Genomic DNA, 26,589 nt, shown 5'->3' on the forward strand with positions numbered 1-26,589 from the left:
GTACCGGGAGGGGAGGCTGAAGGCGTTCGACGAGGGAGGGCGCAAGGTGTACGATACGATAGCCGGCCGCAGGAGGCGGCTGGGGCTGGCCGCCTAGGCCGTCCGGAAAAACGTCCGCACCCCCAAAATCATATGAAATACATAATACTTTCGGAAACCGAGGAGGGGGTGGGGAGTGGCATCATGGGCATCGAAGCCTCTCGGTAAAACCCGGCTTGGCCTCGTGCTCCGAGACGCACGTCGTCCAGATGGCCGTTAGCTGGTTTGCCGCCATATGCATGGGGTCCGGATGCCGGCACATAGTGCGCTTGTTTGTCGGATCACGCTGCTTCGAGGTTTGCGCTCTTCCGATCGGGATTTTGCGCTTGGATGGAAATACGCTTACAGCAACGAACGGATTCTCGTTCGATCTGCGCAGACGACAGAGCGAAGTCGGTGATGCGGGGTGGTACGACCGAAACGTCGAGGCACCGGTTTTTTTTTTTTTCGACGCTATGGTGTTTCTCTTAGCGGAGAAAGCGCGAAATCCGCCATTTTCTCTGCCCATTCTCCCAGCCTTTTCGGCGCATAGGGAGCTTTGCCGTGCGTGAGCAAAAACGTATCGTAGCCAAGGAGGACCATGTAGACGGAGCAGGCGCAATCGCGAGCATCAAGGCCTCGATCGAACTCGCCAGAGTCGATGCCTGCCTGAATGATCCTTGCAATGATCTCGATGAAGTCGTAATCAAGGTTGCATTGCTTTTGGCGCATCCCTTCGAGTTGCGTTCCGCTTTCGACGCGGTATCGAAACATCACCGCATAAGGGTTGGGCTCTTTTTTGGAGAGGATGTTGTGCACGAAGAGGGTTTTTATTGTCTCGTATGCTGTCTTGCATTCTGTGATCTCCCCATAGGGGTTTCGATACGTTGCTTCATAGCGTTGCTCGAGTTCGCGCAGTATTTCATCTTTGTCGGAAAAATAGTAGTAAAAAGCCCCCCTGGTCAGTCCTGCGCGTTGCACGATGTTTTCCAGCGTGGTTTTCGAATAGCCTTTTTCTTGGATGATCGCGTAAGCTGACTGGATGATCTTCTCGCGCACGTCCGTTGATTTTCTTCCCATGATGAGTCCTTGCACTCCGTTTGTTCTGCCGTCGTGTCTTTGTTCGAGATGTGCACTCACAGTAACAAAAGCATCGTTTCCGGGCAAATGCCTGATTCTTTTCCGCTCTTGCAGTGCTGATATGGCATTTTCGTTCGTCCTGGACAGCGACGGGCGTTTCGCCAAATCGACAATCAGGAGAGTTTCATCTTGCATCGGGCGGAAACCTGCTTATACGCATTTCTCCTATTGACTTTTACATACATCGATGTATCCTATAGTCAAACATACATACATAGATGTATGTTATTAGATCAAGTAGGTGAGAAGGAGGGTATTGTGATGACATCGCTGCAGGGACGTGACTTTCTTGCTCTTGAAGATTTCACACCTGAGGAAATCGTCTATCTACTTGACTTGGCACACGATGTGAAGCTTGAGCGCTACGAGGGTGTCGATCAGCGTCGGTATAACGGAAAGAACCTGCTGATGCTTTTCGAGATGGGCTCTACGCGCACGCGTTGCGCCTTCGAAACGTCAGGTTGCGATCTGGGCATGGGCACCACGTATCTTTCCAACTCGCATTTTGGGAAGAAGGAGACAGTAAAAGATTCCATGCGTGTGTTTTCGAGCATGTACGCTGCCGTGGCTTATCGGGGCCCATCGCATGCACACGCGCTTGAAATGGCTGAGAGCTGCTCCGTCCCCTTCATCAACGGGTACACCGACCATCAGCATCCCACTCAAATGCTTGCCGATGCAATGACTTTGCAAGAGCTTTGGGGGCGCGATGGGCTTGCCGGAAGAACGCTTTGCTTCATTGGGCGTGGTGGCGAGGTCAACTCGTTCTCGTATGCGGTGATGTGCGCCATGCTGGGAATGAATTTCGTGTACGTCACTTCTTTTATGGAATTCGAGGAGGCGTTGTCTAGGTTGAGTTCTGCTCAGCGAGAGATGTATCGCCAATATGTCCCCGAAGGGGCTTTGCCCAACCATTGGGAGGCTCGCATGCCTGCTGCTAAGCGCGAGATCGTAGACGAGCTCTATGCGCGGCACCATCCTGAGTGCTCTTTTGTCGAGACCGATGACTTGGATGCCGTGAAAGGCGTTGACGTGTTTGCAACCGAAAACTGGGGATTCTTCACAGATCCCGCGCCTACTTGGCTGCCGGGTATCGTGCGTTTCCGACCGTATCAAGTGAATCGAGAACTTTTGGAGCGGACTGGCAATCCCGACATCGTCGTTCTCCACATGCTGCCGGCAACGCACAATTGCGATCATGAGGCAGGCAAGGAACTCGCAAACATCGTGGCTTCCGAGGACCCCGAGCTCGCCGAATTCCTTCGCAAAGGTTTCGAAGTGACCGACGAGGTGTTCGAGAGCCAAGCGTCCGTTATATTCCGCGAAGCCGAAAACCGACAACATACCATCAAAGCGGTGCTTAGGGCGGTGCTTGGGTAAATCGTCTTCTTAGCGGTCGTGGTGGTCGTATTTTGCTGGACGCGCAACCGCGGCGATCGACGATGCGCGGAGAGGCGTTTGCCGTCGGCGCGCTTCGAGAGAAGGTTAGATCGGGGCGCGCCTTCGTGTACGGCGAGCGTGGCCTATTTGGTCGCACTGCTGACGAAGAGAAAGGATCGGATATGACGGATCGAAGCACGTTTCGCATTCCCGGGGAATTCGAGCATCAAGAAGCGTGTCTTTTGAGCTGGCCTCAATTCCCCTACGTCATGAAAGGGCAGAATTACGAGCTCGTATTCGCCCATATCGTCAAAAACCTTGTGAACGCCACGCAGGTGGTTGTGAACTGCGTTTCTCAAGATTTGCTTGACCACTGCAAAGAAGTGTTGGTTAGCGAGGGAGTGGATGTTGGGAGGATCCGCTTCACCATGTACCCAGACGGCAGCAGCTGGTGTCGGGACTACGGTCCGGACATTATGGTGGACGACGAGGGTCGCGTTCAGTTGGCGAACTTCCGCTTCAATATGTATGGTCAAGATGATGAAAACAGCGAAGTTGCCTTCAAATGCGGGAATTACGCTGCGCATTTGGCACTCGAGTTCGGATGCAAACATATCGTCAATTCGACGCTGGTCAGTGAAGGAGGAGACAAAGAGTTCAACGGGCAGGGCGTCATGATCGCGCTGCGCGATACTGAGTGGTCCAAGCGCAACGCCGATCGTACTCTCGAGGAGGTCGAAGGGGACTTTAAGGCCACGTGCAACCTGAAGAAGATCATTTGGCTGGATAAAGGGGTTTACGATGACGAGCTGACCACGTCGGGAGTGCTTGATGTGGTCGACGGGGAGAATGTCTTTCGGTCTTCCTCGGCCAATGGCCACATCGACGAGATGTGCCGCTTTGTGGACGCGCATACCATTTTGCTTGCGGAGGTGAGCGAGGCCGAGGCCGAAGAACTCAATTCTGCGCGCATTAGCAAGGAGCGTCTTGATGCGTGTTACGAGGTGCTCAAGAACGCAACCGATGCGCAGGGTATTCCGTTCAGGATCGTTCGCATGCCCGTTCCGGTGCCGTTTTACGTCACCTCGCATCCTGGCGACTGGATACACGACACCTGGTCGCATCGTTATCTTGACGACAAGGACGAGCTGGATGACGGAACGCCCATGCCTCGTGGACCGATGAAGATGCAACCGGCGTTAAGCTACTGCAACTTCCTGATCATGAACGATGTCGTTTTAGCCCAGTCGTACTGGAAAGAAGGCTTGTCCGAAAAAATCAAAGAGCGTGATTCCCAAGCCATGGAGATTCTGAAAAGCGTGTTTCCCGATCGCAGAGTAATTGCCATCGACACCACGGCTCTGAACATTCGCGGCGGAGGAATTCATTGCGCGACCAAGCAGATTCCTCTGTTCGGCAAAGCTGGCCGTTAGGCGTGCGCTTGGGATGGCAGGCGATTAGTGCGCGATGCGATGAGGTTTGCAGGCGGGCGAGCCGAATACGAAGGAGAGGCGGGAGACAGCCGGGACGGCATCTTCGAAGAAGTATCGCTTCCAGGTGTTTCACAAGGATTGTTTTTGCGTTCTCCCGATTGAAATAGCAAATGCGGAAGGGGCGTGGACGGTGGGTGGAATCCGATTCAATTCCGTGTTAAGAGGAAGGGGTGCTCATGGACGTTGCAGATGAGAGTTCGACTCAATCGAAAAGGAAGAAGAAGGAGTTCAAATCTCCCAACACCTATGTGATTCTCATGTTCGTGATCTTGGCTGTGGCCGTTCTCACTTGGTTCGTTCCCGGAGGGGTGTACGAGATCGATGCGAATGGCCAAGCTATCGCAGGGACTTATCAAGAAGTTGAATCTAACCCCCAAGGGATTTGGGATGTTCTTCTGGCTCCTATTGTCGGCATGGTTGGTTCGGATACCACGGATGCTGCAATTTCCATCTCTCTTTTCATCATGATTTTCGGTGCGTTTCTTCAGATGCTTGATGAGTCGTCGATTCTCAAGATCGCGCTTCGGAAAATCTCCGATGCTTTTCAAAATAATACGAATGCCCTAATCGCCATATTGGTGGCCGTTATGGCGGTTTTGGGAACTGTCATGGGGGCGTACGAGGACGCTATCGTGTATGCGATCATGTTCATTCCCATATTCCTAGCGCTTGGGGCAGACACTCTGGTTGCCGTCATGATACCTGTTTTGGGCACTCAGGCAGGTTGCCTTGCCTCTACGGTCAATCCTTTCTCCGTTGGCCTCGCTTCTGGCATTGCTGGGATTTCTCCTGGAGAAGGCCTCTTGTTCCGCGTTGTTTTGCTGGTTGCCATGATCGCGCTCGTTTCGCTCGTGATTGCGCGCTATGCGAACATGGTGAAGCAGCACCCCAAACGCTCGATGCAGTTCTTCCGGCGCGCAGAGGATCTCAAAGAGTTTCCGATGGCCGAAGGAGATGCGGCGTTTGTCCGCCGTCAAGTGGTCGGTCTGGCTGTGATGTGCGCTGCGATAATCGTCATGATCGTTTCGCTCGTTCCGTGGACCTCTTTGTTGCCTGGCTTCACCTTGTTTGAAGATCTTCCTGTCTGGATAGCCGGCGCGCCGGTGCTTGGCACGGTCGTCGGCTCGGACATCACTCCATTTGGATCCTGGTATTTCGTCGAACTTTCTATGCTCCTTTTGGTCGCGACGATCACCACAGGCTTCATTTTGGGATACAAGGTGGATGAGATCGTCGACATCGTCATGAGGGGCTGCTCCAACCTTCTGCCGGTTGCTTTGGTCGTTCCTTTAGCTCGTGGCATTCAAGTGGTCATGGATGCGGGCGGCATCACGGCAACCATTCTTCATTTTGGAGAGACCACGCTTTCTGCCCTGCCCCCCATGGCGTTTGTTGTTGTCGCGCTGTTGTTTTACTTCGTTTTGGCTTGCTTCATCCCCAGCTCGACGGGGCTTGCGGCGGCCACGTTCTCCATTATGGCCTCTCTAGCTACCTTTGCCGGAGTGTCCATTCCTTTGATGGTCACCATTTACAGCATGGCGCTGGGTCTTGCGAAGATGATCACCCCGTGCTCTATCGCCGTGATGACGTGCACGCAGGCGGCTCACATCAGTTATGGAACTTGGGTCAAAAAAGCTGCTCCGATCGTCGCCGGCCTTTTTGCGGCTTGCTGTGTGTTTTTGGAGATTGGCTTGATAACGGGTCAGTGAAGGTTTTTCGCGACGAAATAAGCTCAGGGCAGAGCCTTTCGGAGAGCCGACCTTTAATATGAGCAGAACATTGTCAAGGGCAAAAGTGGGCCAACCCCAAAATATTGGGAGTTGGCCCTATCTATCATGAGTCGCTTTGACGTCTTTCGATGGGCGTGTCTTATTCGACGCTCGCTTGGCAGTTTAATATCCGCGGGTTCGTCATCCGGGAGCGGCCGGGATCCTTGTCTGGAGTCTTGCACCTTGTGTGCCCCTATGTTTGGATGCGCTGCATCGCACTTCGTTGCTACGGCTGGGCGCCTCGCCTTCAAGAGAAGAGTCTCTGGACGTGCGTGGCCGCGTATGCGGTGCACAGAAAGGGAAGCAGGAAGACACCCAACGACCTATCGAATGCGCAAGACGCGCTTGATCTGAGCGGCGCGATAGCGAAGCCGGTTTGTGCAAGGGCGAGCCAGCTAACCAAGCGTCCCTTCCGCCATGCGCCCTATCGCCCATACCCAGCATGCCAGCTCCCGCGCCGTCGCGCAGTTGGCAACGCAGGGCTTTTTCTTGCATTGGTGAAGGTGTCGGCGCCGCCCTATCAGGCGCTCGACGCCGCGCGCCGCGTGGTTTTCTATCGCGAGCGGCACCTTCTCGGACCACCTGTGGCGCTTCCTCGACGGCAGGCAGTTCATGTAGTGCCAAGAGGCTTCGACGAGAAGCTTTCTCGCATGGGAGTTGCCGGCCTTGGTGATGCCCCCCTTGGCCTCGGGCTCCCCGCTGGAGCGCTCCGAGGGCGTGAGGCCCAACCACGAGGCGAAGTCGGAAGCATGCGCGAAGCGGGAGAACACGGACGCTTCTGCCACTAGAGAGACGGCCGTCATCATGTCTATGCCCTTGAGGCACATTAGGCAGGCGACCCTCATCTGCCAGCGCTCTTTTTGCGCATGGCCCTCTATAAGCTTCTCGAGCATCTTTTTCTGTCCCTCGAAGTGGCGGACCTCGCTCACGTAGTAGTCGAGCGTCTCCTGCGCCGCCATACGGGGAAGGTCGATCTTCCTGAGCCATGCCCAATGATCCCGCGTCCAGTTGCCTTTGCGGGCGCCAGAATCGTTTTTCTCGTCGAACACGTGTCCATGTGTGAGCAAGAACTTCGAAAGGCGCTGCTTGGCGCGGACGAGGTCCTCTCGCGCATCCTCCAAGGCGCGCGTTATGTTGCGCATGGCCTCGGTTTCGTCATCGGGGACAAATACTTCGGTTATGTTGCGGGTGGCTAAAAGCCGTGCGAGCATTTCGGCATCGGCCTTGTCGTTTTTCACCCGCTTGTTCTTCGCGGGCTTCTGCATGCGGGACACCGCGCCGACCACGCAGTCCACCCCGAGCGAGCGGAGGGCCTTCGCAAGGTGGAAGCCGGTAACACCGGACTCATAGACTGCTTTGGGTGATTCGAAGGATAGAATCCACTCCGCAATCTCTGCTGGCGAGTTGGAAAACTTTTTGGTCGCGATCTCTCCGGTCATGACGTTGAACGCGGCCGCCGTGACAGAACGCGCATGGACATCAAGGCCGATTGAGGTAACATGGTTCATGGTGAGCCCCTCTCATAGTGTGGCAACCTGGCTGTTGCCGGTTTTATGGCACGACCATTATCAGCCTCGACCCACGGCGATATGAAGCAGGGGCTCACAATGTTCTGCTCATATCGTCTCTTGCCACGGCTTTTCGGTTGCTCGCATGGACCCTATCGCTTTGCTTCTGTGCGACAGGCGCCGTTTTGATGCCGCAAGGTGGGCACGATCTGCCTGCTTGTCGGTTTCGCGGCGCTTCCCTGAAAGATTCCTGCGGCTTGTTTTTTGAAGGTTCGTCTTCGCAGGCGGGTGCTTTTTAGCCGAGATGTTCGAGCGCGATCGCTTTCTCAGCTTGGAGACGATTTTGGAGTTTGGCTTGTGCGGGCGGATGCGCCGGGGCGCCCGCAGGGTCGATTCGTTTTCGCCGGTCTTTTGGGCGACAGAACATGGATTTTCGAAATGCGCCCCGCTGCGGTTCGGTTGCGGCGGGGCGCCGATCGCTTTCGGCCGATTCGGATACGCCCCTCCAACTCATCCGGACGGCCTCCTCGTTTCGGTGCCGCGTCCTTCCGCAACTTGCTTTTCCGGTTTTCCAAGTGGCGAATCGACGCGATCCTTGGTGTCGAGCATGTTCGCGAGGATGTATGAGGCCAAGCCGCTTGCCATACCGGCAATGATGGGAACGGAGCTTCCCACGCCGAGCGTTGCAAAGCAGACCGTTACGACGATGGCGCTTGTCGCCAACGAGGCAAGGCCGGCTTTGGGGCTGAATCGCTTGAGAACGAAGCTCGCCATGAGTGGGACGAAAACGCAGCCCGATAGGTAACCGTAGCTAATGTCGATGCCCGCCAGAACGTCGTTTATCCACAGTGCGCACATCATGACCGCTGTTCCGACAATGAGGACGCAGATGCGCGTAACGCTGATTTCGCGCATCCCGGCCGGTTTGGTGTTGATGAAGCGCTTGTATAGGTCGTTGTACAGCACTGTCGACGAAGCGAGAATCGTTCCGCTGGAGACCGACATGGCGGCCGCCATGGCTGCGGCGAGTATGACGCCCCGTACCCCCTCGGGCAAGAACGCGGACACTCCCATCACAAACGCATCCTCGGGGTTGTCGAGATGGGGCAGCAAGGCGAATGCACTCATGCCGATGATCACTGTGGCGAAGGCGTAGACGATGGAGTAGAGTCCTGCGCCAATGGTGCCTCGCTTGGAGACCCGGTCGTTTTTCGCCGTGAAAATGCGTTGCCAAATATCTTGGCCGATGATCAGTCCGGGAACATAAAGCACCACATAGGCGAAACTTCGATCGAATCCCATGCTGGCAGGGGAGAGGTATTCCTGGGGAATGGCGCCGACAAGCGTATCCCAACCGCCTGCTGCGATGATGCAAAACAACGGTGCCAGAATGACAACGCCCACTGTTTTGACGATGAATTGCACGAGATCGGTCATGGTTACCGACCACATGCCGCCCACGAGCGTGTATGCGACGACTATGCCGCCGCCTGCCGCTATGGATGCAATGGGATTGGTGCCGAGGATTCCGTGGATCACCGTCCCTATGGCCAGTACTTGGGTGACGCTGAGCGCAAGTGTGTACACAAGAGTGAGAACCGAGCTGAAAACGCGCGCTGTGGGACCGTAGCTTCTCTCGACGACTTCGTTAACGCTGAGGGCTCGTAGCTTTGAGAGCTTGGAGGCTATGAGAAGCCCCGTTAAGGCAAGCCCTAAGCCTATGCTGAGATTGAGCCAGATTCCGCCGAATCCGAATTGGTATCCCAATCCGGTGCTCCCAACGGTCGAACCTCCGCCAAGGGCCATAGCGGCCATGCATCCGAAGAAAAGAGGGAACGACAATCGTCGACCCGCCACAAGATAGTCCTCTTTGGTTTTGGAGAATCTCGCTCCGAGGAATCCCACTGCAATGATGGTGATGAAATAGAGAAAAATGACGACGAAGTCGACTATTGACAAAGATGGCGCATCTTCCATTCCTGCCTCCTATCCAACATGCGAATGACGCAAGGAAGCTGAATAGGAGGGCGTTGGAGAGAAGCTATCCAGCTTCCGAATACGGAAGCGCGTTCGTAAACGCAGCGTTGCGACAGCTTGCAAACATGCGTTTGAAAGCGCTTGCTGTTCGGTTTGCTGGACGGGAGAATTATAGCACTTGAGCCGGTTCGCGGCCAAAAATGTCAACTGTCGCGCGCCGGGTTTTTCCCGAGGCATGTGCTTGGCGACGGTGAGGCGACGTTTGAGTGCGATGCTGTCGCGCGCCGCATCGATGGCGTTGCGACGCTTTGCTTGCCGGGTCCTGGGCGCCTTCTGCGCCCGCTGGCTTCTTTTGACGGCCCTCATCCCTTTGCTTCTTCTCGTTGCTGCGCGAAGGGCCGAATAATTCGAGGAGAAGGGGGCGTCGGAGCTTTGCTCCTTCGTTGGCTCGACGTGCGCGTCTTCGAGCTTCGCGACTTTCCGCTCGATGCCGCTTTCCGTGTGAATACACGTCCGCGGCGATCTCGGTAGCGGGCGTTTGCTATACTGGCATCGAATTACGCGAAGCGGCACCGCACCCGGTGCTGCTTTTGTATCTGAGACGAGAGGGGCGAAGGCGACGTGTATCCCATCGAACGAGTTGAGGCGCTGAACGCCGAGGTCACGCGCATGACGGTGCGAGCGCCCGAGATCGCCCGCAAGATCAGGCCGGGCCAGTTCGTCATGCTGCGCATCGACGAGCGCGGCGAGCGCATCCCGCTGACGATGAACGACTGCGATCCCGAGGCGGGCACCGTCACCATCGTGTTCCAGGCGGTGGGGGCCACCACGATGCGCCTTGCGCGGATGCGCGCGGGCGATGCGCTTCTGGACTTCGCCGGGCCGCTCGGCAATCCCACCGAGCTCGCGGGCGCGCGCCGCGCCTGCGTCATCGGCGGCGGGCTGGGGACGGCCATCGCCTATCCGCAGGCAAAATGGCTGCACGAGCACGGCTGCGAAGTGGACGTGATCACGGGCTTCCGCACGAAAGACCTGATCATCCTTGAAGACGAGATCAACGCGTGCTCCGCGCGCCAGATCATCATGACCGACGACGGCTCGAACGGCAATAAGGGCGTGGTGACCGCGCCCTTGCAGCAGCGCATCGACGAAGGTGCCGACTACGACCTCGTGCTGGCCGTGGGCCCGGTCATCATGATGAAATTCGTCGCGGCCACCACGAAGCCCTTCGGCATCAAGACGCTCGTGAGCATGAATCCGCTCATGATCGACGGCACGGGCATGTGCGGCGGCTGCCGCGTGAAGGTGGGCGACGAGTACCTTCACGCCTGCGTGGACGGCCCGGACTTCGACGGCCATCTGGTCGATTTCGACGACGCCATGCGCCGCGGCGTGATGTACCGCAGCTTCGAGGGCGCGGCGCGCGAGGCGGCGGCCGGTCGCGTGGCGGGCGAAGGGCGCGACTGCGGCGGGAGTGCTGTGGCGGGCGCGGTCGGGGCGGGTGCCGACGAGCGGAAGGGGGCCTAGCATGGCGCGGCTCAACTACGAGATGAACAGGCAGAAGGCGAAGGTCCCCATGCCCGAGCTGGACCCTGCGGAGCGGGCGAAGACGTTCGACGAGGTGGCGAAGGGCTATTCCGAAGAGGACGCCGTGGCTGAGGCGCGCCGGTGCATCCAGTGCCCGAACGCGCCCTGCGTGGGCGGCTGCCCTGTGGGCGTGCCCATCCCGCAGTTCGTCGCGCAGGTGGCAGAGGGCGACTTCGCGCGCGCCTACGCCATCGTGAAGGGCGCGAATGCGCTGCCCGCCATCTGCGGTCGCGTGTGCCCGCAAGAGACGCAGTGCGAGGGCGTGTGCACGCGCGGTAGAAACGGCGAGTCGGTAGGCATCGGGCGCTTGGAGCGCTTCGTGTCCGACTGGGCGTTCGCCCATCCCAAGGAGGCCGCAGCCGCGCTGGATGCGCTGCGCGAGGAGTGCGCGGCGGGGGACGAGACGGCGTGCGGCATCGTGCGCAGCGCCGAAGGGGCGGTGTCGAAGGATCTTGCCGGCAAGCGCGTGGCCGTCGTCGGGTCTGGCCCGGCATCCCTCACGTGCGCAGGCGAGCTGGCGAAGCGCGGCTGCGCCGTCACGGTGTTCGAGGCGTTGCACAAGGTTGGCGGCGTGCTGACCTACGGCATCCCCGAGTTTCGTCTGCCGAAGGCGCTTGTTGAGCGCGAGGTGGCGAAGCTTGGCGAGATCGGCGTGTCTTTCGAGACGAACGCGCTGGTGGGAAGGCTTTACGACATCGACGAGCTCATGGACGAGCGCGGGTTCGACGCCGTGTTCGTGGGCACGGGCGCAGGGCTTCCCAGCTATCTGGGCATCGAAGGAGAGGGCCTTAACGGCGTGATGGTGGCCAACGAGCTGCTCACCCGCGTGAACCTCATGAAAGCCTACGAGTTTCCCGCTTACGACACGCCGGTGTACGCCGGGAAGCGCTGCGTCGTGGTGGGCGGCGGCAACGTGGCCATGGACGCGGCGCGCACGGCGAAGCGCCTCGGCGCGGACGTGTGCGTGGTGTACCGTCGCGGCCGCGAGGAGATGCCGGCTCGTGCGGAGGAGATCCATCACGCCGAGCAAGAAGGCATCGAGTTCAAGCTGCTCACGAACCCGGTGCGCGTTGTCGGGGACGATGCGGGCTGGGTGCGCGGCCTCGAATGCGTGCGCATGGAGCTGGGCGCGCCGGATGCGAGCGGGCGGCGACGTCCGGAAGCCGTGGCGGGCAGCGAGTTTTCGATCGACATCGACATGCTGGTGATCGCGGTTGGGTCGAAGACGAACCCGCTCGTTGCCCGCGCTACTCCGGGGCTCGAGGTGACCCCGCGCAACCTCATCGTGGTCGACGAGCGCACGTGCGCCACGTCGAAGCCGGGCGTGTTCGCCGGCGGCGATGCGGTCATCGGTGCGGCCACGGTGATTCTCGCGATGGGCGCCGGCAAGCGCGCGGCGGCGGGGATCGCGGAGTACCTGGCTTCGGCGGTCTAGCGACCGTTGAAGCTCGCCGACGCTGCGGGGCGCTGCGGCGTCCGGTCTCGCGGCGAGGGCAGAGCGCCCTGCCTCGGCTTCGCCGATCAGGGCGCACCCGCTCGGGCGCATAGTGTGGGATCGAGCAGCCCGCTGGGCTGTTCGACACGTACCGAAGCACGCTTCGCCCCCCCCCCCGTTCTCCCCGCGATCTCGAGTGCCGCAGCGCTCCTCGCTGACTTACCGCGCCAACTGGGGCTTTTGTTCTCGCGCAGGGCGCTTCGCTCCGGCGCGGTCGCGCTGTGCGCAAACAGATGTTTCACATGAAGCATCTGCGTTTCGCTCTCGATGTTGTCTGGAGGCTGTTATGTCGTTCGCTCCGATAGCGTACATCAACGAGCCGCGGTGGCAGGAGTCGCGGCTCGGGCTCGATCGTATCCGCGAGCTGCTCGACCGGCTGGGCCGTCCACAGGACCGCCTCAGGTTCGTCCATGTGGCCGGCACGAACGGGAAAGGGTCGACCTGTGCCTACCTGGCGGCCATCCTGCAGACGGCGGGCTTGCGCACGGGGCTGTTCACGAGCCCCTACCTCGTCGCGTTCGAGGAGCGCATCCGCGTGGACGGCGTGAACATTTCGCTTGAGGAGCTGACCGAGGCGACGCTATTGGTGAAGGAGCAGGCCGAGGCCATGGCGGCCGAAACGGGCGACCATCCCACCGAGTTCGAGCTGATGACCGCGGTGGCGCTCGTGCAGTTCGCGCGCCGCGAATGCGACATCGTGGTGCTGGAGGTGGGTTTGGGCGGCCGCCTCGACTCCACGAACGTCATCGATGCGCCCGAGGTGACCGTCGTCGCGCGCATCGGCCTCGACCACACGAAGCTGCTCGGCTCCACGTTGGCCGCCATCGCGCGCGAGAAGGCCGGCATCGTGAAGCCGGGCGCGCCGGTGGTGTCGTGGCCGCAGGAGCCCGAGGCGATGGCCGAGGTGAAGCGCAGGGCCGCCGAATGCGGTTGCGCGGTTGTAACGCCCGATTTCGCCGCGCTCGAAGTGGGGGGCGTTTCGCACGGCAAGGTTGGCGCGTGCGGAAAGCTTGGCGTGTCCGGCACATCCGACGAGGCTGGCACGGCTGACATGTCCGACGAGGCTGGCGCATCCGGAGCGTCCGACGCGGTCGCAACGCTCGTTCGCTCGTTCTCCTACCGCGGCGAGCGCTACGAGACGCGGCTTTTGGGAAGCTACCAGCCGGCCAACGCGGCGCTCGCCATCGAGGCGGTGCGCGTTCTGCGGGATCGCGGCTGGCGTATCGGCGCGGAGGCGGTGCGGGCGGGCATCGCCTCCGCGGAGTGGCCGGGGCGCTTCGAGGTGCGCGCCGACCCCGCTCCCGACGCGGCAGGGCGTCGCTTCGTGATCGACGGCGGCCACAACCCGCAGGGCGCGCGGGCGTTGGCGGACTCCCTCGCCGACGTGTTCCCCGGCGAGAAGCCCGTGTTCATCGTCGGCGTTTTGGAGGACAAGGACTATCCCGCCATGATGGAGGCCGTGCTGCCGCTTGGCGCGGCGTTCGTGTGCGTGACGCCCGACAATCCGCGCGCCCTTCCCGCCGACAAGCTGGCGCGCACCATCCGTTGGACGGGCCAAGATCTGCTGGGCTGCTCGGCGTGCGTGAAGCCGCAGGTGGCTTCCGGCTTCGACGACGCGGTGGCGCGAGCCCGCGCGCTGGCCGGCCCCGGTGGCCTTGTCTGCGCGTTCGGCAGCTTGTACTCGGTCGCAGCGGTCATGCGGGCCATCGCCGGAGAAAGCGGCTGCTGAGCCGAAGCCTACGGCTCAGCGACGACTGGGGGCGGCCTTCGGGCGCACGTGCTCGGCGCGTGCTAGGATGGCGGGCGCACGGCGGTGCCTCGGACGAGCCGGGGAGCGCGGGCCGGAAGGCGAAAGACGGCGGGAGGCGACATGAGCGTGGTGGAGCTGACGAAGGAGAACTTCGACCGAGAGGTGACCGAGGCGTCGGGCCGCGTGGTCGTGGACTTCTGGACGCCGGGATGCGGGCCGTGCCGCGCGCTCGATTCCGTTCTCGAAGAGTTGGCGAACGCGTGTCCGGACGTGCGGTTCGCTCGGATGAACGCCGCCGCGTTTCCCGACGTGGCATGGGCGTTCGAGGTGGCGAGCGCGCCGACGCTCGTGCGGTTTGAAGGGGGCGTGCCCACGGGCCGGCTCGTGGGTTTGACATCCGCTTCCCGCATCGAAGGGTTTGCGACGGGCGCAGACGTTTGACGGCTGCCGAGGCGGCGCTGGCGTAAGGCTTTCGCTCGCGGTCGGGGAAGCGGGACGGGGTGACGGGACGGCCTGGAAGGCTTTCGGCCTTCCAGGCCGCCGGATCGTTTCGGCGTTTGACGGGGCGGCGGGCTACAGGGAGTCGATGTACGCCACGAGGTCGCCCACGCTGGCAAGGCCTTCGGGTTCGCCGAAGTCCACTTCGCATGCTTCTTCGAGGTCGCAGATGAGCTCGACCATGTCGAGCGAGTCGATACCGAGCGATTCGAACGTCGACGACTCGTTTACGGTGGCGGGGTCGATGTCGAGGTTCTCCTGGAGGATGGTCTTGACGGTGTCGATGGTCGCCATGTCGGCTCCTTTCGTCGAAAACGTTGGTGCCCATAGTAGCAGACACCGGGCTCGCATGCTGGCGTCGCGCCCTGTCCGAGGTTGCGACAGGGCGCGACGCCTCCCTCCTGTAAACGTGATGTAAGCAGTCATGGACAAAAAGCGGCGTTTTCTCCGGTTTTTCGACTTGAAAAGACCTTCCGTTTGCGCGCTGCGATCGAAGTACGAGAAAAACACCTGGTCGAAGGCGAGTTCAGTTTCTTTGTTCTCAAGCAGGAATAGAGAAACCGTACGTTTTTGTCCAGCACCGAAAACCCCTGCTTAACCACTGGTGGCAGAGGTCGGGTCCGTCCGTCGGGCAAAGCTCTGCCGGCGCTTCGGGGCCCGTCCATCGGGTGGGTGGAAAGGGCCTTCCGAAACGCCCGACCAGGGGAAGCTCGGCTTGATATCCGGCGAACACGGGTTCATGTCAACGGCGGTTTGCAGAGAGCGAAAAGAAGGGGCCCCGCGGGGCCCCTTCGCACGTTCTTGCTCGACACGCGGCCGGTCCGACCGATCCGGTAGAGCGCTTACCGCTCCGTCTGCTTGAGTAGGCCGTAGCCGCCGTCGTCGCGGCGGTACAGCACGTTCACCAGGCCCGAGTCGCGATCGGTGTACGCGAAGAAGTCGTGTCCCAGAAGGTCGATCTTCACAAGCGCTTCCTCTTCGGTGAGCGGCTCGAACGCGATCTCCTTCACGCGCACGACCTCATCGTCAGCGGCAAGCTCCTCCATGAGCCCCTCGACGTCAAGCTCTCCCGCGGCGGTCGGCTCGGCTGCGCGGACCGACTCGTCGGCGGCGCGCAGCTTGCGGTCGATGACCTTCGTCTTGTACTTGCGCAGCTGGCGCACCACCTTGGCGGCGGCCACGTCGATGGCTGCGTACATGTCCTCCTCGCACTCCTCCACGCGGATGATGTGGCCTTTCGTGCGCAAGGTCACCTCGCAGCAGGCAGGGCGGGGGTTGGCGGGGTTCTTCTCGACGAACAGGACGATCTCGGCGACGAGCGGGTCGATGTCCATGACTTTCATGGAGTTGCCGATCTTCTCCTCGGCGTACTGACGCAGTGCATCGGTTACGGGCATTTTGCGTCCGGTGACGGTAATGCTCATGGCGATCACCTCTTTACTCGCAACGAATAAAAAACAGCTCAACCGCAAGCAACGCCCCAGTTCATGCGGGTAGACACGATATGCCCTTCACGCACGTTCCAAGCCGACTCCTCACGCCTCAGCTGCTAGGTACAGGATAGCGCAAATCCTCGTCGTTTTCCCGACCATTTTGACCTGTGTTATGAAATCGGTTTAAAAACGTGCGATAATCGAGCGGACGCATGGGCGTGATAGGGGATAATACGATGATTACCTATGCGGAAGGCGAAGGCTGACATGGCGGACACGAACATCGACGGCACCCAGCGCATCTTCATCAGCGAGGTGCAGGGTCATCAGGCGCGCTACAGAAAGCTCATCAAGTTCACCCACTCCTCCATGAAGGCGGCGGGTTTCATGTTGCTGGCCGCCGTGGTGGCGCTCGTCGTGGCGAACACGGGCGCGTACGAGGCGTTCTTGGGGTTCTGGCACACGGAGGTGGGCCTGTTCTTCGGCGGGTCGTTCGCCGGCATGTCGCTCGCGCACGTGATCAACGACATCTTCATGGCCGTGTTCTTCCTGCTCGTGGGTTTGGAAGTGAAATACGAGCTGACGGTGGGCGAGCTGACGAACATCCGTCAGGCGCTTCTGCCCATCATGGCGGCTGTGGGCGGCGTGATCGCGCCCATCGTCATCTACCTGCTGTTCAACGCCGCAAACCCCGGTACGGCGCACGGTTGGGGCGTGCCCACCGCCACCGACATCGCATTCGCCTTGGGCATCTTGGCGCTTCTGGGCAATCGCGTGCCGAGCGGCGTGCGCGTGTTCTTGAGCACGCTCGCCGTGGCCGACGACATCATCGCCATCTTGGTGATCGCCATCTTCTACGGCCACAGCCCGTCGCTGTTCTGGCTGGGCGCAGCGGCTTCGGTGCTGGTGGCGCTGGTTTTGATGAATCGCATCCACATCTACTCGCTTGTGCCGTACCTGCTGGTGGGCGGCGTGCTGTGGTACTGCGTGTTCATGTCGGGCGTGCATTCGACCATCGCGGGCGTGCTGTTGGCGTTCGTCATCCCGTCGGGTTCTCGCGTGAACCTCAAAAACTTCACTGCCTGGTCGGGCGACAAGGTGCGCGAGGCGCACGACGCCTACCAACCTGAAACGCCCGTCATCGCTCAGGGCGACTACATCGAAACGGTGTCGTCGTTGTCCCGCGTGGCGCGTCAGGTGGTGCCACCTGCCACGCGCTTGGAGCATCGGTTGTACCCGTGGGTGTACTTCGGGATACTGCCTCTGTTCGCGCTCACGAACGCCGACGTGGGCTTTGCGGGCATGGACGTGGGCGCCATGCTGACCGACCCTGTCTTGTACGGCGTCATGCTGGGCCTTCTTCTGGGCAAGCCGCTCGGCATCATGCTCATGAGCTTCGCCATCGTGAAGAGCAAGCTGGCGTCGCTGCCCGAGAACGTGAACTGGTTTCACATGCTGGGCGCGTCCATCTTGGGCGGCGTCGGCTTCACCATGGCCATTTTCGTGGCGAACCTCGCGTTCACCGACGAGACGCATGTGGCCACGGCGAAGCTGGGCATTTTGGCTGCCTCGCTTTTGGCGGGTGTGCTGGGATTTGTGTTCTTGCTGCTGCAAGCGAAAGCGGCGCAGAGGCGCGGCGTGGCCTATCTGTCGGCTAGCGGCGACGACGTGGCGCGCCAGACGGCGGGCGACGAGGCCACGCGCGATGCCGAGGAGCTGCTGCGCGATATCGAGAGTCCGGCCCTCAAAAGCGAGGTGGAGGCGGCGAAGAAGCGCGGCGGCGTGTTCGAGATCGTGGTTGATTTGGGCGAAGGCGGCCTTTTGGAAGGCGGCTCGATCGGCGATGTTCGTGAGGCTTTGCGCGAAGAGGTGGTGCGCGTGCTGAGCGAGGAGGGCGAGGACGAGCTGTTGAAAAAAGTGCAGCGCGAGTTCGAAGAGCATGAGGACGAACCGCCGCTCACCGGCGTTGAGGAGGTTTTGCGCCAGTCGGGGGACGAGGAGCGTTTGCGCGACGCGCTGCGCCGCGAAGGCGAGGATGTCACCGGTATGTCCGGCGGGTTCGAGGAAGCCGGCAAGCCTGACGGATCCGACGGGTCTGCCGGGTCGAAGTCCGATAGGTAGGAAGGCTACGGAGCGAAGGAGCATCATGGAGGCAGCTGCCATCGTGTTGGCCGCGGGCGCGGGAACCCGCATGAAGTCGAAGAAGCCGAAGGTCGCGCACGAGATCTTGGGCAAGCCGCTTGTCCGCTGGGTGGTGGACGCGGCGCGCGAAGCGGGATTGGCGCGCGTGGTGAGCGTGGTGGGCCATGAGCGCGAGCAAGTGATCCCGCTGGTGGAGGCCGACACGGACGTGGTGGTGCAAGAGGAGCGCAACGGCACGGCCGGCGCGGTGGCTGTGTGCGCCGACGCCCTGGCCGACTTCGACGGGTCGCTCGTGGTCCTTTCCGGCGACTGCCCGCTCATCACGGCGGGAACCATCGCCGAGCTGGTGCGCGTCCGCGAGGAGGCGGGCGCGGCTGTGGTGGTTCTGACCATGGAGCCGGACGACCCCTTCGGCTACGGGCGCATCGTGCGCGATCCTCAGGGGGGCGTGGCGCGCATCGTGGAGCAGAAGGATGCCGCGCCCGAGGAGGCGGCCATCCGCGAGTGCAATTCCGGCTTCTACTGTTTCGACGCTCGTGCGCTGTTCGAGGCTTTGCAGCAGGTGGGCAACGACAACGCCCAGGGCGAGTTCTACCTCACCGACGTGCTGGAGATCTGCCGCCGCGCCGGACGGGCGGTGCTGGCGCTTCCCTGCGCGGACGCTGCGGAGTGCTTGGGCGTGAACTCGCGCATCCAGCTGGCCGAGGCGACGAAGCATTTGCAGCGGCGCATCAATGCCGCGCACTTGGCGGCGGGCGTGACCATGGTCGATCCCGACCAGGTGTGGATCGGTCCCGACGTGCGCATCGAGCGCGACGTGGAGCTTTTGCCGCAGACGTTTCTGATGGGCTGCACGCAGGTGGGCGAGGACAGCGTGATCGGGCCGAACTCGCGCCTCACCGACACCGTGGTGGGGCGGGGCTGCGTGGTGGACGAGACGGTGGCTGTGGAGGCGCGCATCGACGACGGCGCCACCTGCGGCCCGCGCGCCTATCTGCGCCCGGCGGCGCACCTGTGCGAGGGCGCGAAGGCCGGCACGCACGTGGAGATCAAGAAGTCCACGGTGGGCAAGGGCTCGAAGGTGCCGCACCTGTCCTACATCGGCGACGCGACCATCGGCGAGGATGTGAACATCGGCGCCGGGTCGATCACCTGCAATTACGACGGCAAGAAGAAGCACGCCACCGTCGTCGGCGACGGCGCGTTCATCGGCAGCGACACCATGATGGTGGCGCCCGTGAGCATTGGCGCGGGGGCCATCGTGGGTGCGGGCTCGTGCATCACGAAGGACGTTGCGCCCGATGCGCTCGCCCTCACGCGCCCCGAGCAGCGCGAAGTTGCCGGCTGGGCCGCCAAGAAGCGCGCGCGGCAGGCGGGGGAGTAGGACGAGCGAACGAAGAAAATGGGGCGGCGCGGTCGCCCCGTTTTCTTTCATGGGTCAGCAACCCTGCCCTCTGCGCGAAGCGCGAGAGGCGGAAAACCACCCGCTATGCGGGTGGAGGACGATAGCCGCTACGCGAATTCGCCTTTCCCCCTACAATGGTGATTGCTCAGGTCATCAGAGATAGGGAGAAAGGCAACGATATGGCGCAACAAGCGAACAGCCTGTCGCACACGAGGTGGCTCTGCAAGTACCACATCGTGTTCGCACCGAAGTATAGACGAAAGATCATCTACAACCAATACCGGAAGAGCGTGGGGGAGATACTGCGCAGGCTCTGCTCCTACAAGGGCGTGGAGATAATAGAGGGGCATCTGATGCCCGACCATGTGCACATGCTGGTGAGCATCCCGCCCAAGATGAGCGTTTCGAGCTTCATGGGCTACCTGAAGGGGAAGAGCTCCCTCATGATGTTCGAGAGGCACGGCAACCTGAAGTACAAGTTCGGCAACCGCAAGTTCTGGTGCGAGGGCTGCTGCGTATCGACCGTCGGGCTGAACGAGGCGACGATCGCCAAGCACGTCAGGGAGCAGGAGGCCCACGACATGGCGCTGGACAAGCTGAGCGTCAAGGAGTACGACGACCCCTTCGCCAGGTAGCCGCATCCTGCGGCCCGCCAAGGCGGCAAGGGCATTTCCGACCTGAGCGCCAAGCGAAGGGCGGCGCCTTGAGACGCCGCCCGTTCCTCCTCGGGGTTATACCCCCAGAGCAAACCACCCGCTATGCGGGTGGTCATGATTTAGAGCCCCGCCTGCAGGAGCGCGAGGGCGTCTTTCGGCGTGAGCGCGGCGACGGGGGCGTGCTTGATGAGCCCTTCGTCGTTGGTGACGAGGTAGCTTGCGTTCGCTCGCTGCGCGGCGGCGACGATCAGGTTGTCCTCAAGGTCGTTGTGGATGCTGTGGAGGGCGCACGCCTTCCACAGGTCCGACTCGTCGGTGCCTACGGCGGTGGCTCGGTCGCGCATGGCGTTTACGCATCCCCAGGCAAGCTCGATTGCCGTTGCCGCATCGTGCCCGCCGAGCGTGCCGCTTTCGTTGCGCATATCGCGTTTGAAGTTATTCGCGGCCAGGTAGAACACGTCTTTGGCGATGGCGGCGGGATACAATAGTGGATAGCCGTGCTCATATGCGAACAGCATGAGGGACGTCGCTTCGGCGTGCTCCGGACGGTTGGGAAGAAAGCAGTCGAGCCAAACGTTGGTGTCGATCAGAAGAGAAGTTTGCTGGCTAACCATCGAGGCCTCGTTCCCGAAGGCGTTCGAGCAGGGCGTAATCGCGCATTTCTTCGTACGATGCGTTCATCGTCCAGTCCGAAGGCTTAATCCCGAGTCGCTCGTACGCTTCAACCATGATGTTCATGCTTTTTCGCATCTCCTCCCGTCTCCGCGCGCGCTCCTCCTCTGCCTTGCGCTCTTCCTCGTTTTCTTCGGTATCGAACAGGATCCTGATGGCGCGCGGGTCGTGCGCGTTGCGCGCGGCGAAATCCCACAGATTGCGTATCGCTTGCGAGGGCGTGTAGCCGGCGCGTTCGAGCGCTGCGTCTCCGCGCTCCTTGAGCGTGCGGTTGATGCGCGCGTTGATTTGGGCCGTCTCCGTTGACATGGGGTATCCTTTCATGCTTTACGTAAAGCAAAGCATATTTTGACATAAAGCAGCATGAAGGTGTGCGATGACGGCCCCGCATGTGCGGTGCGAGGCGCGTCGCGCTTGCGACACGGGACGGTGCGAGGCGCGTCGCGCTTGCGGGGTGGGTGCCTGAAAGCGCGGGTAACGGGAGGAAGCTGCCGCGCTTAGGCGAAAGCGGCCCCTCGGTCGATAGAACTGCAATGAGGTAACCGCCTTTGCCGATGCTGCCACCCGACCCGTATCCTGCCGCCTTTCCTGGCGCGGCTGGCCGCTGCGAAAAAGGGGGGCGTTAAGAAGAGAAAGCGACGCTCCTTGCATAATCCCAGTTCGCTTCATATGGTCACCCATTTTTGACGGTATTTCTGCACTCTTGGTCACCCATAAATATCTGCTTGTTCCCCACGTTTTCACGAATAACGGACGTGTTTCTTCTGCCTGGGGCCCGCTATGGTAAAGCCGCTCGAAATGAGGGCATGACGAGAGGAAGCGAGAGGAAGCGGGGGAGGCCAATGGCCGGTCATGGGCAAACAGTCGCACCGGTGCCGGACGCTGTCGGAGCTGTCGTCGAACGGCTTGGCGCTAACCGGGCGAACACGCTGGCGCTATGCGCCGTGCTGTCCGTCTGCAAGCGACGTATGCCGTACCGCGAGGCCGAGGCGCGCATCGACGCGCGTCCCGAATTGGGCCTCAGCACGCAGAACGCCCACGCGCTTCTGCGTATCATGATCGACTGCGGCGGCGTTGAAGCCGTCGAGGTGCCCGAGCCCGATTGCCCGCCGGATGCGCGACCCGAGGACATGCCCGTTGGCTACACCGTGGAGACCACCGCAGCCGGAAAGGCCGCTCTGGAGCGGTTTGAGCCCACGCGACGCTTCGCCGAAATGTTGCGTGATGAGCCTTCGGGCTATGCGCGCGCGTACGCCACCGCGCTTGGCCTCTGCGCCGAAAGCGGCGGCGCGACGAAGGCCGCCATCGAGCATGCGCTCGAGGGCGACCCGGCGCTCAGCATGCCGAAACGAGTATATGCCAGCTACTTCATCTCCAAGTTGGAGACCGTAGGCGGTCTTGCATGGGATGGCTCCTGGAAAACCACGAAACCCGGTCGGCAGATGCTGGCCGCGATCGGGTAGGGCACTGTCCGTTCATGTTGGCGCCGAGGGCGCGGGCATCCCATTCGAGATAGAGATCATCGAACATCAAGCATCATCAAAGAAGACGAGACGAAGGAGGAGGGAATATGACACAGCCTACCATCACGAGGCGCAGTTTCGTGAAGTCGGCAGCGGCGCTCGGTGCGGCGTGCGGTCTGGGCGTCGCCGTGAACGACGATCTCGTGCACGTCGAGCCGGCTCATGCTGACACGGGCGGCGACGTGAAGATCGTGAAGACGGCCTGTCGCGCCTGCATCGCCAGCTGCGCCGTGCTGGCCCACGTGAAGAACGGTCGCGTCATCAAGATCGAGGGCAACCCCGAAAGCCCCATGAGCCAAGGCGGCCTGTGCGCCAAGGGCATGGCCGGCATCCAAGCGCTCTATCATCCGAATCGCAACAAGTACCCCATGCGTCGCGTGGGCGAACGCGGCCAGAACCAGTGGGAGCGCATCACGTGGGACGAGGCCATCACCGAGATCGCCACGAAGCTCATCGAGATCGACGAGAAGTACGGCTCGGAGTGCGTGGCCGTGTCTACCGGCGGTGGCGGCAACCCGCACTTCAGCAATGTGAAGCGCTTCGGCGAGGCCATCAACACGCCCAACGTGTGGGAGCCCGGCTGCGCGCAATGCTACTTGCCGCGCATGGCCGCTTCGCAGCTGTCGAACGGCATGGGCAAGCCGAACAACCTGTCGTTCAGCGATTCGAACGGCTGGGACTACTACTTCACCGACTCGCCGGTGGAATCGCTTGTGCTGTGGGGCACCGACCCGTCCAACAGCTCGGTTGCCACGGGCGGTCGCGCGCTTGCCGAACTGCGCGCTCGCGAACAGGGCCTCAAGACGGTGGTCATCGACCCGCGTATGACCATGGACGCGGCCAAGGCCGATGTGTGGTTGCCCATCCGCCCCGGCACGGACGCTGCGCTCATCATGGCGTGGACGAAGTGGATCATCGATAACGAGAAGTATGATACGGAGTTCTGCACGAACTGGACGAACATGCCCTACCTTGTGAACCCCGAGACGCGCCTTACGCTCAAGCCGACGGAATGCGGCCTCGAAGGTTCTGATGCCGACTACGTTATATGGGATCCTGCGCAGAACAAGCCCGTCGTGCTCGAATATCCCATGAACGAAGGCGTGGTGCCTCCCCTGTTCGGCACGTACGAGATCGACGGCAAGCAGTATCCCACGGGTGGTCAGTTGCTTAAGGAAAGCGTGGAGGAGTTCACGCTGGCGAAGGCGGCCGAAATCTGCTGGCTTCAAGAGGATCAGATTGAAAAAGCGCTGGAAATATACACCTCCGGCCAGTCAGGCATCATGCAAGGTGTGGCGATCGACCAGTACGAGCAGTCGCAGCAATGCGCTCTTGGCGCACTCAATCTCGAATACCTCATGGGCAATGTGCAGAAGCCCGGTTCCATGCTGCAGAGTTTCAAAGTGTGTCCGGCGCGCGACCAGATTCCCAACACCCCGCGATTCATGAAGCGCGAGAAGATACTGAAGCGCCTGGGCGTGCAGGAGCACAAGGGTCTGCTCGATTGGGACATGGCGTTCATCCCCGCGGTGCTCAAAGCTATGAAAGACGGCGATCCGTATCAGATCCACGCATGGTTCGAGCGCTCCGGCAACAAGCACGTTATGCTGGGCAATTCCACATGCCTCGACGAGATCGTGCCGAACGTTGATTTCATCTGCCACATCTTCATGTATCCGACGGCGTTCTCGGTGCTGTGCGCGGACATGCTGCTGCCGTCGGCCGAGTGGTTGGAGACGAACCTCGTCATTCCGCAGCTCAACACCATCGTGATACGTCAGGCGGTCACCCATCTCTTCGAGACGGTGGAAGAGGGCCTTATTTGGACGCAGATCGTGCAGAAGATGGCCGAACTGGGCAACGAGCATGCGAAGGCGGCGTTCACGGCCGAAGGCACCAACGGCATCCCCATGTACAAAAACGAGTACGAGAAACAGAAGCTGCATCTGGACAAGCTTGACATGTCGTGGGAAGAGGCTGCGGCGAAGGGCGTGTTCGAGTGGTGCACCGAGGACGAGTACCGCACCTACTACACGTACAAGGCCGTGGACGAGGCTACGGGCAAGGCGAAAGGCTTCGGCACGCCGTCCAAGAAGTGCGAGGTGTACTGCGAATCCAACACCATCCTCGGGCGCACCGGGTTTCCCTGGTCGCAGTGCTTCGAGGAGAAGAACCTCGTGCTGGAGCCGGCATCGAAGGACTACGAGCCGCTGTGCTACTACAAGGAGCCGGCGGAAAGCCCGCTCACGGACACGGAGTACCCACTCGTGCTGACTGAGGGCCGTCTTCCCATGTACCACCACGGCACGCTGCGCAACATTCCCTACCTGCGCGAGATCTACCCCGTGCCGGAGCTGTGGATCCATCCCGAGGATGCGGCGAAGTACGGCGTGGAGGACGGTCAGTGGTGCACCATCGCCAGCCGTCGCGGCGAGACGCACGGCAAGGCGCGCGTGACCACCGCCATTGCGAAGGGCGTGGTGTACCAGGAGCGGTTCTGGGCGCCCGAGCTGCTTGATTCGGATCCTGAGCGCGCGTACAAGGTGATGAACATCAACGTGCTGACCAAGAACGACGAGCCGTACAACCCCGAGTACGGCACCTACACCCTGCGCGGCTTCCAGGTGAGGGTCACGCCTGACGCCGCCGCACCGGAAGGCGTGTGGACCGAGCCCGAGCAGTTCGAGCCCTGGATGCCGCAGCCGAGCGATCCCACCGAGGAGGTGTTCGAATATGGCGCATAACTGCATCGTGGTGAACCTCGACCGTTGCACGGGCTGCTATTCCTGCGAGATCACGTGCAAGATGGAAAACGACGTCGCCTTGGGCGAGTATTGGAACAAGATGCTGCAGCGAGGGCCCTTCGGCGAGTACCCGAACATGGTTCGCTATCCGCTGCCCACCATGTGCCAGCAGTGCGCCGATGCGCCGTGCGTGCACGTGTGCCCGACGGGCGCGAGCTACCGCGACGGCAACAACGTGGTGCTTATCGACCGCGAGAAGTGCATCGGCTGCAAGTACTGCATGATGGCCTGCCCCTACGGCGTGCGCGACTGGAACAAGGCGTCTCAGACGGTGGAGAAGTGCACGTTGTGCGGCCATCTGACCGCGAACGGCGAGCTTCCCGCCTGCGTGAAAAGCTGCAGCGCCGGCGCCCGCTTCTACGGCGACCTCGACGATCCGAACTCGGATGTGTCCCAGGAGCTTGCGAAGTACGACGAGGCGGACATCCACGAGCTTCCGAACGTGGGCAACAACCCCTGCACGAAGTACATCATGACCAGCATGCACGGCGAGTGGATGGAAGGGGTTGAGTAGCATGGAGATCCAATGGTCCCTCGTTCTGTTCACGGCTGTCGCCGGCTGCGGAACCTGGGCGTCGGTGGGTGTTGCGGTGGACGAGCTGCGTGGCCTGACCGAGCGCACGAATCGTTTGGCATCGGCGGTGGCTTTGGTGCTGGCCGTGGTTGGCGGCATCGCGTCGGTGACGCACTTGTCGCATCCCGACCGCATCATGGCGGTGCTCGGACATCCCACTCCGGGTATCTTCCTTGAAGCACTCCTCATCGGCTTGTTCATTTTGGCAGAGGTCGTGTATCTGATCCTGCTCGCCCGCGGCGTTTCGGCGGGCGTGCGCAAGGCCGTGGCGGTGGCGGCCGCCGTCATCGGCGTCGTGTTCAGCTTCGCGAGCGGTTACTCCTACATGATGGAGGCTCGTCCCACGTGGAACACCATCGCGTTGCCGTTTGGCTACCTGGGATTCGCTGCGGCGAGCGGTTTGGCGCTGTACCTGCTGCTGGCCGCTCTGAAGAAAGAGCGCGACGAGGCCCTTAAGCTGGCCGGCATCGAAACGGTTGTCGGCGGCGTGCTTGCAATCGCATCGGGTTTGGCCTTCGGGTTCGCGTCTGGCGCGGCTATGGGCGATTCCGCAGCCGTGTTCTGGGTTTCGCTTGCATGCGGCGGTGTGGTGCCTGCGGTGTGCGGGTGGCTTGCTTGCAGCAAGCCGGCATCGACGCTCGCGCTTGGGGTTGTTGCGTTTGCGGGCGGCATCGCCGGCTCGGTCGCTTTCCGCGCCGTCATGTGGATGGTGGGCACGGCGGTGGCCAACTATTTCGGAATCGCGCTGTAGCGACGCTTGCAAGG

General features: G+C 61.3%; 22 protein-coding genes. 14 read left to right on the forward strand and 8 right to left on the reverse strand.

What is annotated here, in order from left to right; genetic code table 11:
- Positions 1–492: 492 nt before the first annotated feature.
- On the reverse strand, positions 493–1,293 hold the full coding sequence (locus C2L80_RS05880; protein ID WP_103262841.1) for a TetR/AcrR family transcriptional regulator: 801 nt from the start codon (positions 1,291–1,293) through the stop codon (positions 493–495).
- Between the two features lie 126 nt (positions 1,294–1,419).
- Here C2L80_RS05880 and C2L80_RS05885 point away from each other — a divergent pair, with 126 nt between their 5' ends.
- From C2L80_RS05885 to C2L80_RS05895, 3 genes are all read left to right on the forward strand, one after another.
- Positions 1,420–2,538: a Rossmann-fold NAD(P)-binding domain-containing protein gene (locus C2L80_RS05885; RefSeq protein ID WP_204600542.1), complete on the forward strand. Its 1,119-nt coding sequence runs from the start codon at positions 1,420–1,422 to the stop codon at positions 2,536–2,538.
- A gap of 182 nt (positions 2,539–2,720) precedes the next feature.
- Positions 2,721–3,971 carry an agmatine deiminase family protein gene (locus C2L80_RS05890; RefSeq protein ID WP_103262843.1) on the forward strand — a complete coding sequence of 417 codons (1,251 nt, stop codon included), beginning with the start codon at positions 2,721–2,723 and terminating at the stop codon, positions 3,969–3,971.
- 236 nt (positions 3,972–4,207) lie between these two features.
- The gene (locus C2L80_RS05895; protein ID WP_103262844.1) at positions 4,208–5,740 is read left to right on the forward strand and encodes a YfcC family protein; all 1,533 of its coding nucleotides are present in this window, start codon (positions 4,208–4,210) and stop codon (positions 5,738–5,740) included.
- Between the two features lie 455 nt (positions 5,741–6,195).
- Here the strand turns inward: C2L80_RS05895 and C2L80_RS05900 are convergent, their stop codons facing one another.
- The 3 genes from C2L80_RS05900 to C2L80_RS13705 form a co-directional block, all read right to left on the reverse strand.
- Positions 6,196–7,308, reverse strand: a complete 1,113-nt coding sequence (locus tag C2L80_RS05900; protein ID WP_103262845.1) for an IS110 family RNA-guided transposase — start codon at positions 7,306–7,308, stop codon at positions 6,196–6,198.
- Positions 7,309–7,818: 510 nt separating this feature from the next.
- Entirely contained in the window at positions 7,819–9,285 is a 1,467-nt protein-coding gene (locus tag C2L80_RS05905) for a sodium:solute symporter family protein (RefSeq protein ID WP_103262846.1), read from the reverse strand.
- A 9-nt stretch (positions 9,286–9,294) separates the two neighbouring features.
- Entirely contained in the window at positions 9,295–9,651 is a 357-nt protein-coding gene (locus C2L80_RS13705; RefSeq protein WP_129589906.1) for a hypothetical protein, read from the reverse strand.
- Positions 9,652–9,906: 255 nt separating this feature from the next.
- Between C2L80_RS13705 and C2L80_RS05910 the strand changes: the two genes are divergently transcribed.
- The 4 genes from C2L80_RS05910 (at position 9,907) to C2L80_RS05925 (ending at position 14,558) form a co-directional block, all read left to right on the forward strand.
- Positions 9,907–10,812, forward strand: coding sequence for a sulfide/dihydroorotate dehydrogenase-like FAD/NAD-binding protein (locus C2L80_RS05910; protein WP_239938748.1), 906 nt, complete (start codon positions 9,907–9,909; stop codon positions 10,810–10,812).
- A 1-nt stretch (position 10,813) separates the two neighbouring features.
- Positions 10,814–12,307, forward strand: a complete 1,494-nt coding sequence (gltA, locus tag C2L80_RS05915; protein ID WP_103262847.1) for an NADPH-dependent glutamate synthase — start codon at positions 10,814–10,816, stop codon at positions 12,305–12,307.
- A 346-nt stretch (positions 12,308–12,653) separates the two neighbouring features.
- Positions 12,654–14,096 carry a bifunctional folylpolyglutamate synthase/dihydrofolate synthase gene (locus C2L80_RS05920; RefSeq protein WP_092197845.1) on the forward strand — a complete coding sequence of 481 codons (1,443 nt, stop codon included), beginning with the start codon at positions 12,654–12,656 and terminating at the stop codon, positions 14,094–14,096.
- 141 nt (positions 14,097–14,237) lie between these two features.
- Positions 14,238–14,558 (forward strand): thioredoxin family protein, encoded by a 321-nt coding sequence (locus C2L80_RS05925; RefSeq protein WP_092197843.1) that lies wholly within the window; start codon positions 14,238–14,240, stop codon positions 14,556–14,558.
- 132 nt (positions 14,559–14,690) lie between these two features.
- On the opposite strand, the gene C2L80_RS05930 is transcribed toward C2L80_RS05925, so the two are convergent.
- Both C2L80_RS05930 and hpf read right to left on the reverse strand, forming a co-directional pair.
- Complete coding sequence (locus C2L80_RS05930) at positions 14,691–14,909, reverse strand: acyl carrier protein (RefSeq protein ID WP_087195573.1); 219 nt, start codon at positions 14,907–14,909, stop codon at positions 14,691–14,693.
- A 548-nt stretch (positions 14,910–15,457) separates the two neighbouring features.
- Positions 15,458–16,039 (reverse strand): ribosome hibernation-promoting factor, HPF/YfiA family, encoded by a 582-nt coding sequence (gene hpf, locus C2L80_RS05935; RefSeq protein WP_087195574.1) that lies wholly within the window; start codon positions 16,037–16,039, stop codon positions 15,458–15,460.
- A gap of 276 nt (positions 16,040–16,315) precedes the next feature.
- Between hpf and nhaA the strand changes: the two genes are divergently transcribed.
- The 3 genes from nhaA to tnpA all read left to right on the forward strand — a co-directional run bounded on the left by nhaA (position 16,316) and on the right by tnpA (position 20,230).
- Positions 16,316–18,169: a Na+/H+ antiporter NhaA gene (gene nhaA / locus C2L80_RS05940; protein WP_103262848.1), complete on the forward strand. Its 1,854-nt coding sequence runs from the start codon at positions 16,316–16,318 to the stop codon at positions 18,167–18,169.
- 25 nt (positions 18,170–18,194) lie between these two features.
- Positions 18,195–19,574 carry a bifunctional UDP-N-acetylglucosamine diphosphorylase/glucosamine-1-phosphate N-acetyltransferase GlmU gene (gene glmU, locus C2L80_RS05945; RefSeq protein WP_087195575.1) on the forward strand — a complete coding sequence of 460 codons (1,380 nt, stop codon included), beginning with the start codon at positions 18,195–18,197 and terminating at the stop codon, positions 19,572–19,574.
- Positions 19,575–19,774: 200 nt separating this feature from the next.
- Positions 19,775–20,230, forward strand: coding sequence for an IS200/IS605 family transposase (gene tnpA / locus C2L80_RS05950; protein ID WP_087195576.1), 456 nt, complete (start codon positions 19,775–19,777; stop codon positions 20,228–20,230).
- A 140-nt stretch (positions 20,231–20,370) separates the two neighbouring features.
- Here the strand turns inward: tnpA and C2L80_RS05955 are convergent, their stop codons facing one another.
- The gene (locus tag C2L80_RS05955) at positions 20,371–20,865 is read right to left on the reverse strand and encodes a type II toxin-antitoxin system VapC family toxin (protein WP_087195577.1); all 495 of its coding nucleotides are present in this window, start codon (positions 20,863–20,865) and stop codon (positions 20,371–20,373) included.
- Positions 20,858–21,232 carry a type II toxin-antitoxin system RelB/DinJ family antitoxin gene (locus C2L80_RS05960; RefSeq protein ID WP_103262849.1) on the reverse strand — a complete coding sequence of 125 codons (375 nt, stop codon included), beginning with the start codon at positions 21,230–21,232 and terminating at the stop codon, positions 20,858–20,860. The genes C2L80_RS05955 and C2L80_RS05960 overlap by 8 nt, the downstream gene beginning before the upstream one ends.
- Before the next feature lie 533 nt (positions 21,233–21,765).
- Between C2L80_RS05960 and C2L80_RS05965 the strand changes: the two genes are divergently transcribed.
- The 4 genes from C2L80_RS05965 (at position 21,766) to C2L80_RS05980 (ending at position 26,575) form a co-directional block, all read left to right on the forward strand.
- Positions 21,766–22,386, forward strand: a complete 621-nt coding sequence (locus tag C2L80_RS05965) for a hypothetical protein (RefSeq protein ID WP_087195579.1) — start codon at positions 21,766–21,768, stop codon at positions 22,384–22,386.
- Between the two features lie 107 nt (positions 22,387–22,493).
- Positions 22,494–25,190, forward strand: a complete 2,697-nt coding sequence (locus C2L80_RS05970) for a molybdopterin-containing oxidoreductase family protein (RefSeq protein ID WP_087195580.1) — start codon at positions 22,494–22,496, stop codon at positions 25,188–25,190.
- Positions 25,180–25,764, forward strand: coding sequence for a 4Fe-4S dicluster domain-containing protein (locus C2L80_RS05975; RefSeq protein WP_087193110.1), 585 nt, complete (start codon positions 25,180–25,182; stop codon positions 25,762–25,764). Before C2L80_RS05970 ends, C2L80_RS05975 begins: the two co-directional genes overlap by 11 nt.
- 1 nt (position 25,765) lies before the next feature.
- Positions 25,766–26,575, forward strand: a complete 810-nt coding sequence (locus C2L80_RS05980) for a dimethyl sulfoxide reductase anchor subunit family protein (protein ID WP_087193111.1) — start codon at positions 25,766–25,768, stop codon at positions 26,573–26,575.
- The last annotated feature ends 14 nt before the right edge of the window (positions 26,576–26,589 follow it).

The organism is Rubneribacter badeniensis, assembly GCF_002899695.1.
In the GTDB taxonomy this organism is placed as follows: Bacteria; Actinomycetota; Coriobacteriia; order Coriobacteriales; family Eggerthellaceae; genus Rubneribacter; species Rubneribacter badeniensis.

Coding starts and splice junctions, on each gene's coding strand:
- C2L80_RS05900 (WP_103262845.1), bottom strand. CDS start 7,308: ATGAACCATGTTACCTCAATCGGCCTTGATGTCCATGCGCGTTCTGTC.
- C2L80_RS05960 (WP_103262849.1), bottom strand. CDS start 21,232: ATGTCAACGGAGACGGCCCAAATCAACGCGCGCATCAACCGCACGCTC.
- C2L80_RS05925 (WP_092197843.1), top strand. CDS start 14,238: ATGAGCGTGGTGGAGCTGACGAAGGAGAACTTCGACCGAGAGGTGACC.
- C2L80_RS05965 (WP_087195579.1), top strand. CDS start 21,766: ATGGCCGGTCATGGGCAAACAGTCGCACCGGTGCCGGACGCTGTCGGA.
- C2L80_RS05955 (WP_087195577.1), bottom strand. CDS start 20,865: ATGGTTAGCCAGCAAACTTCTCTTCTGATCGACACCAACGTTTGGCTC.
- glmU (WP_087195575.1), top strand. CDS start 18,195: ATGGAGGCAGCTGCCATCGTGTTGGCCGCGGGCGCGGGAACCCGCATG.
- C2L80_RS05895 (WP_103262844.1), top strand. CDS start 4,208: ATGGACGTTGCAGATGAGAGTTCGACTCAATCGAAAAGGAAGAAGAAG.
- gltA (WP_103262847.1), top strand. CDS start 10,814: ATGGCGCGGCTCAACTACGAGATGAACAGGCAGAAGGCGAAGGTCCCC.
- C2L80_RS05980 (WP_087193111.1), top strand. CDS start 25,766: ATGGAGATCCAATGGTCCCTCGTTCTGTTCACGGCTGTCGCCGGCTGC.
- C2L80_RS05975 (WP_087193110.1), top strand. CDS start 25,180: ATGGCGCATAACTGCATCGTGGTGAACCTCGACCGTTGCACGGGCTGC.
- C2L80_RS05880 (WP_103262841.1), bottom strand. CDS start 1,293: ATGCAAGATGAAACTCTCCTGATTGTCGATTTGGCGAAACGCCCGTCG.
- tnpA (WP_087195576.1), top strand. CDS start 19,775: ATGGCGCAACAAGCGAACAGCCTGTCGCACACGAGGTGGCTCTGCAAG.
- C2L80_RS05970 (WP_087195580.1), top strand. CDS start 22,494: ATGACACAGCCTACCATCACGAGGCGCAGTTTCGTGAAGTCGGCAGCG.
- C2L80_RS13705 (WP_129589906.1), bottom strand. CDS start 9,651: ATGAGGGCCGTCAAAAGAAGCCAGCGGGCGCAGAAGGCGCCCAGGACC.
- C2L80_RS05930 (WP_087195573.1), bottom strand. CDS start 14,909: ATGGCGACCATCGACACCGTCAAGACCATCCTCCAGGAGAACCTCGAC.
- C2L80_RS05920 (WP_092197845.1), top strand. CDS start 12,654: ATGTCGTTCGCTCCGATAGCGTACATCAACGAGCCGCGGTGGCAGGAG.
- C2L80_RS05890 (WP_103262843.1), top strand. CDS start 2,721: ATGACGGATCGAAGCACGTTTCGCATTCCCGGGGAATTCGAGCATCAA.
- hpf (WP_087195574.1), bottom strand. CDS start 16,039: ATGAGCATTACCGTCACCGGACGCAAAATGCCCGTAACCGATGCACTG.
- C2L80_RS05905 (WP_103262846.1), bottom strand. CDS start 9,285: ATGGAAGATGCGCCATCTTTGTCAATAGTCGACTTCGTCGTCATTTTT.
- C2L80_RS05885 (WP_204600542.1), top strand. CDS start 1,420: ATGACATCGCTGCAGGGACGTGACTTTCTTGCTCTTGAAGATTTCACA.
- nhaA (WP_103262848.1), top strand. CDS start 16,316: ATGGCGGACACGAACATCGACGGCACCCAGCGCATCTTCATCAGCGAG.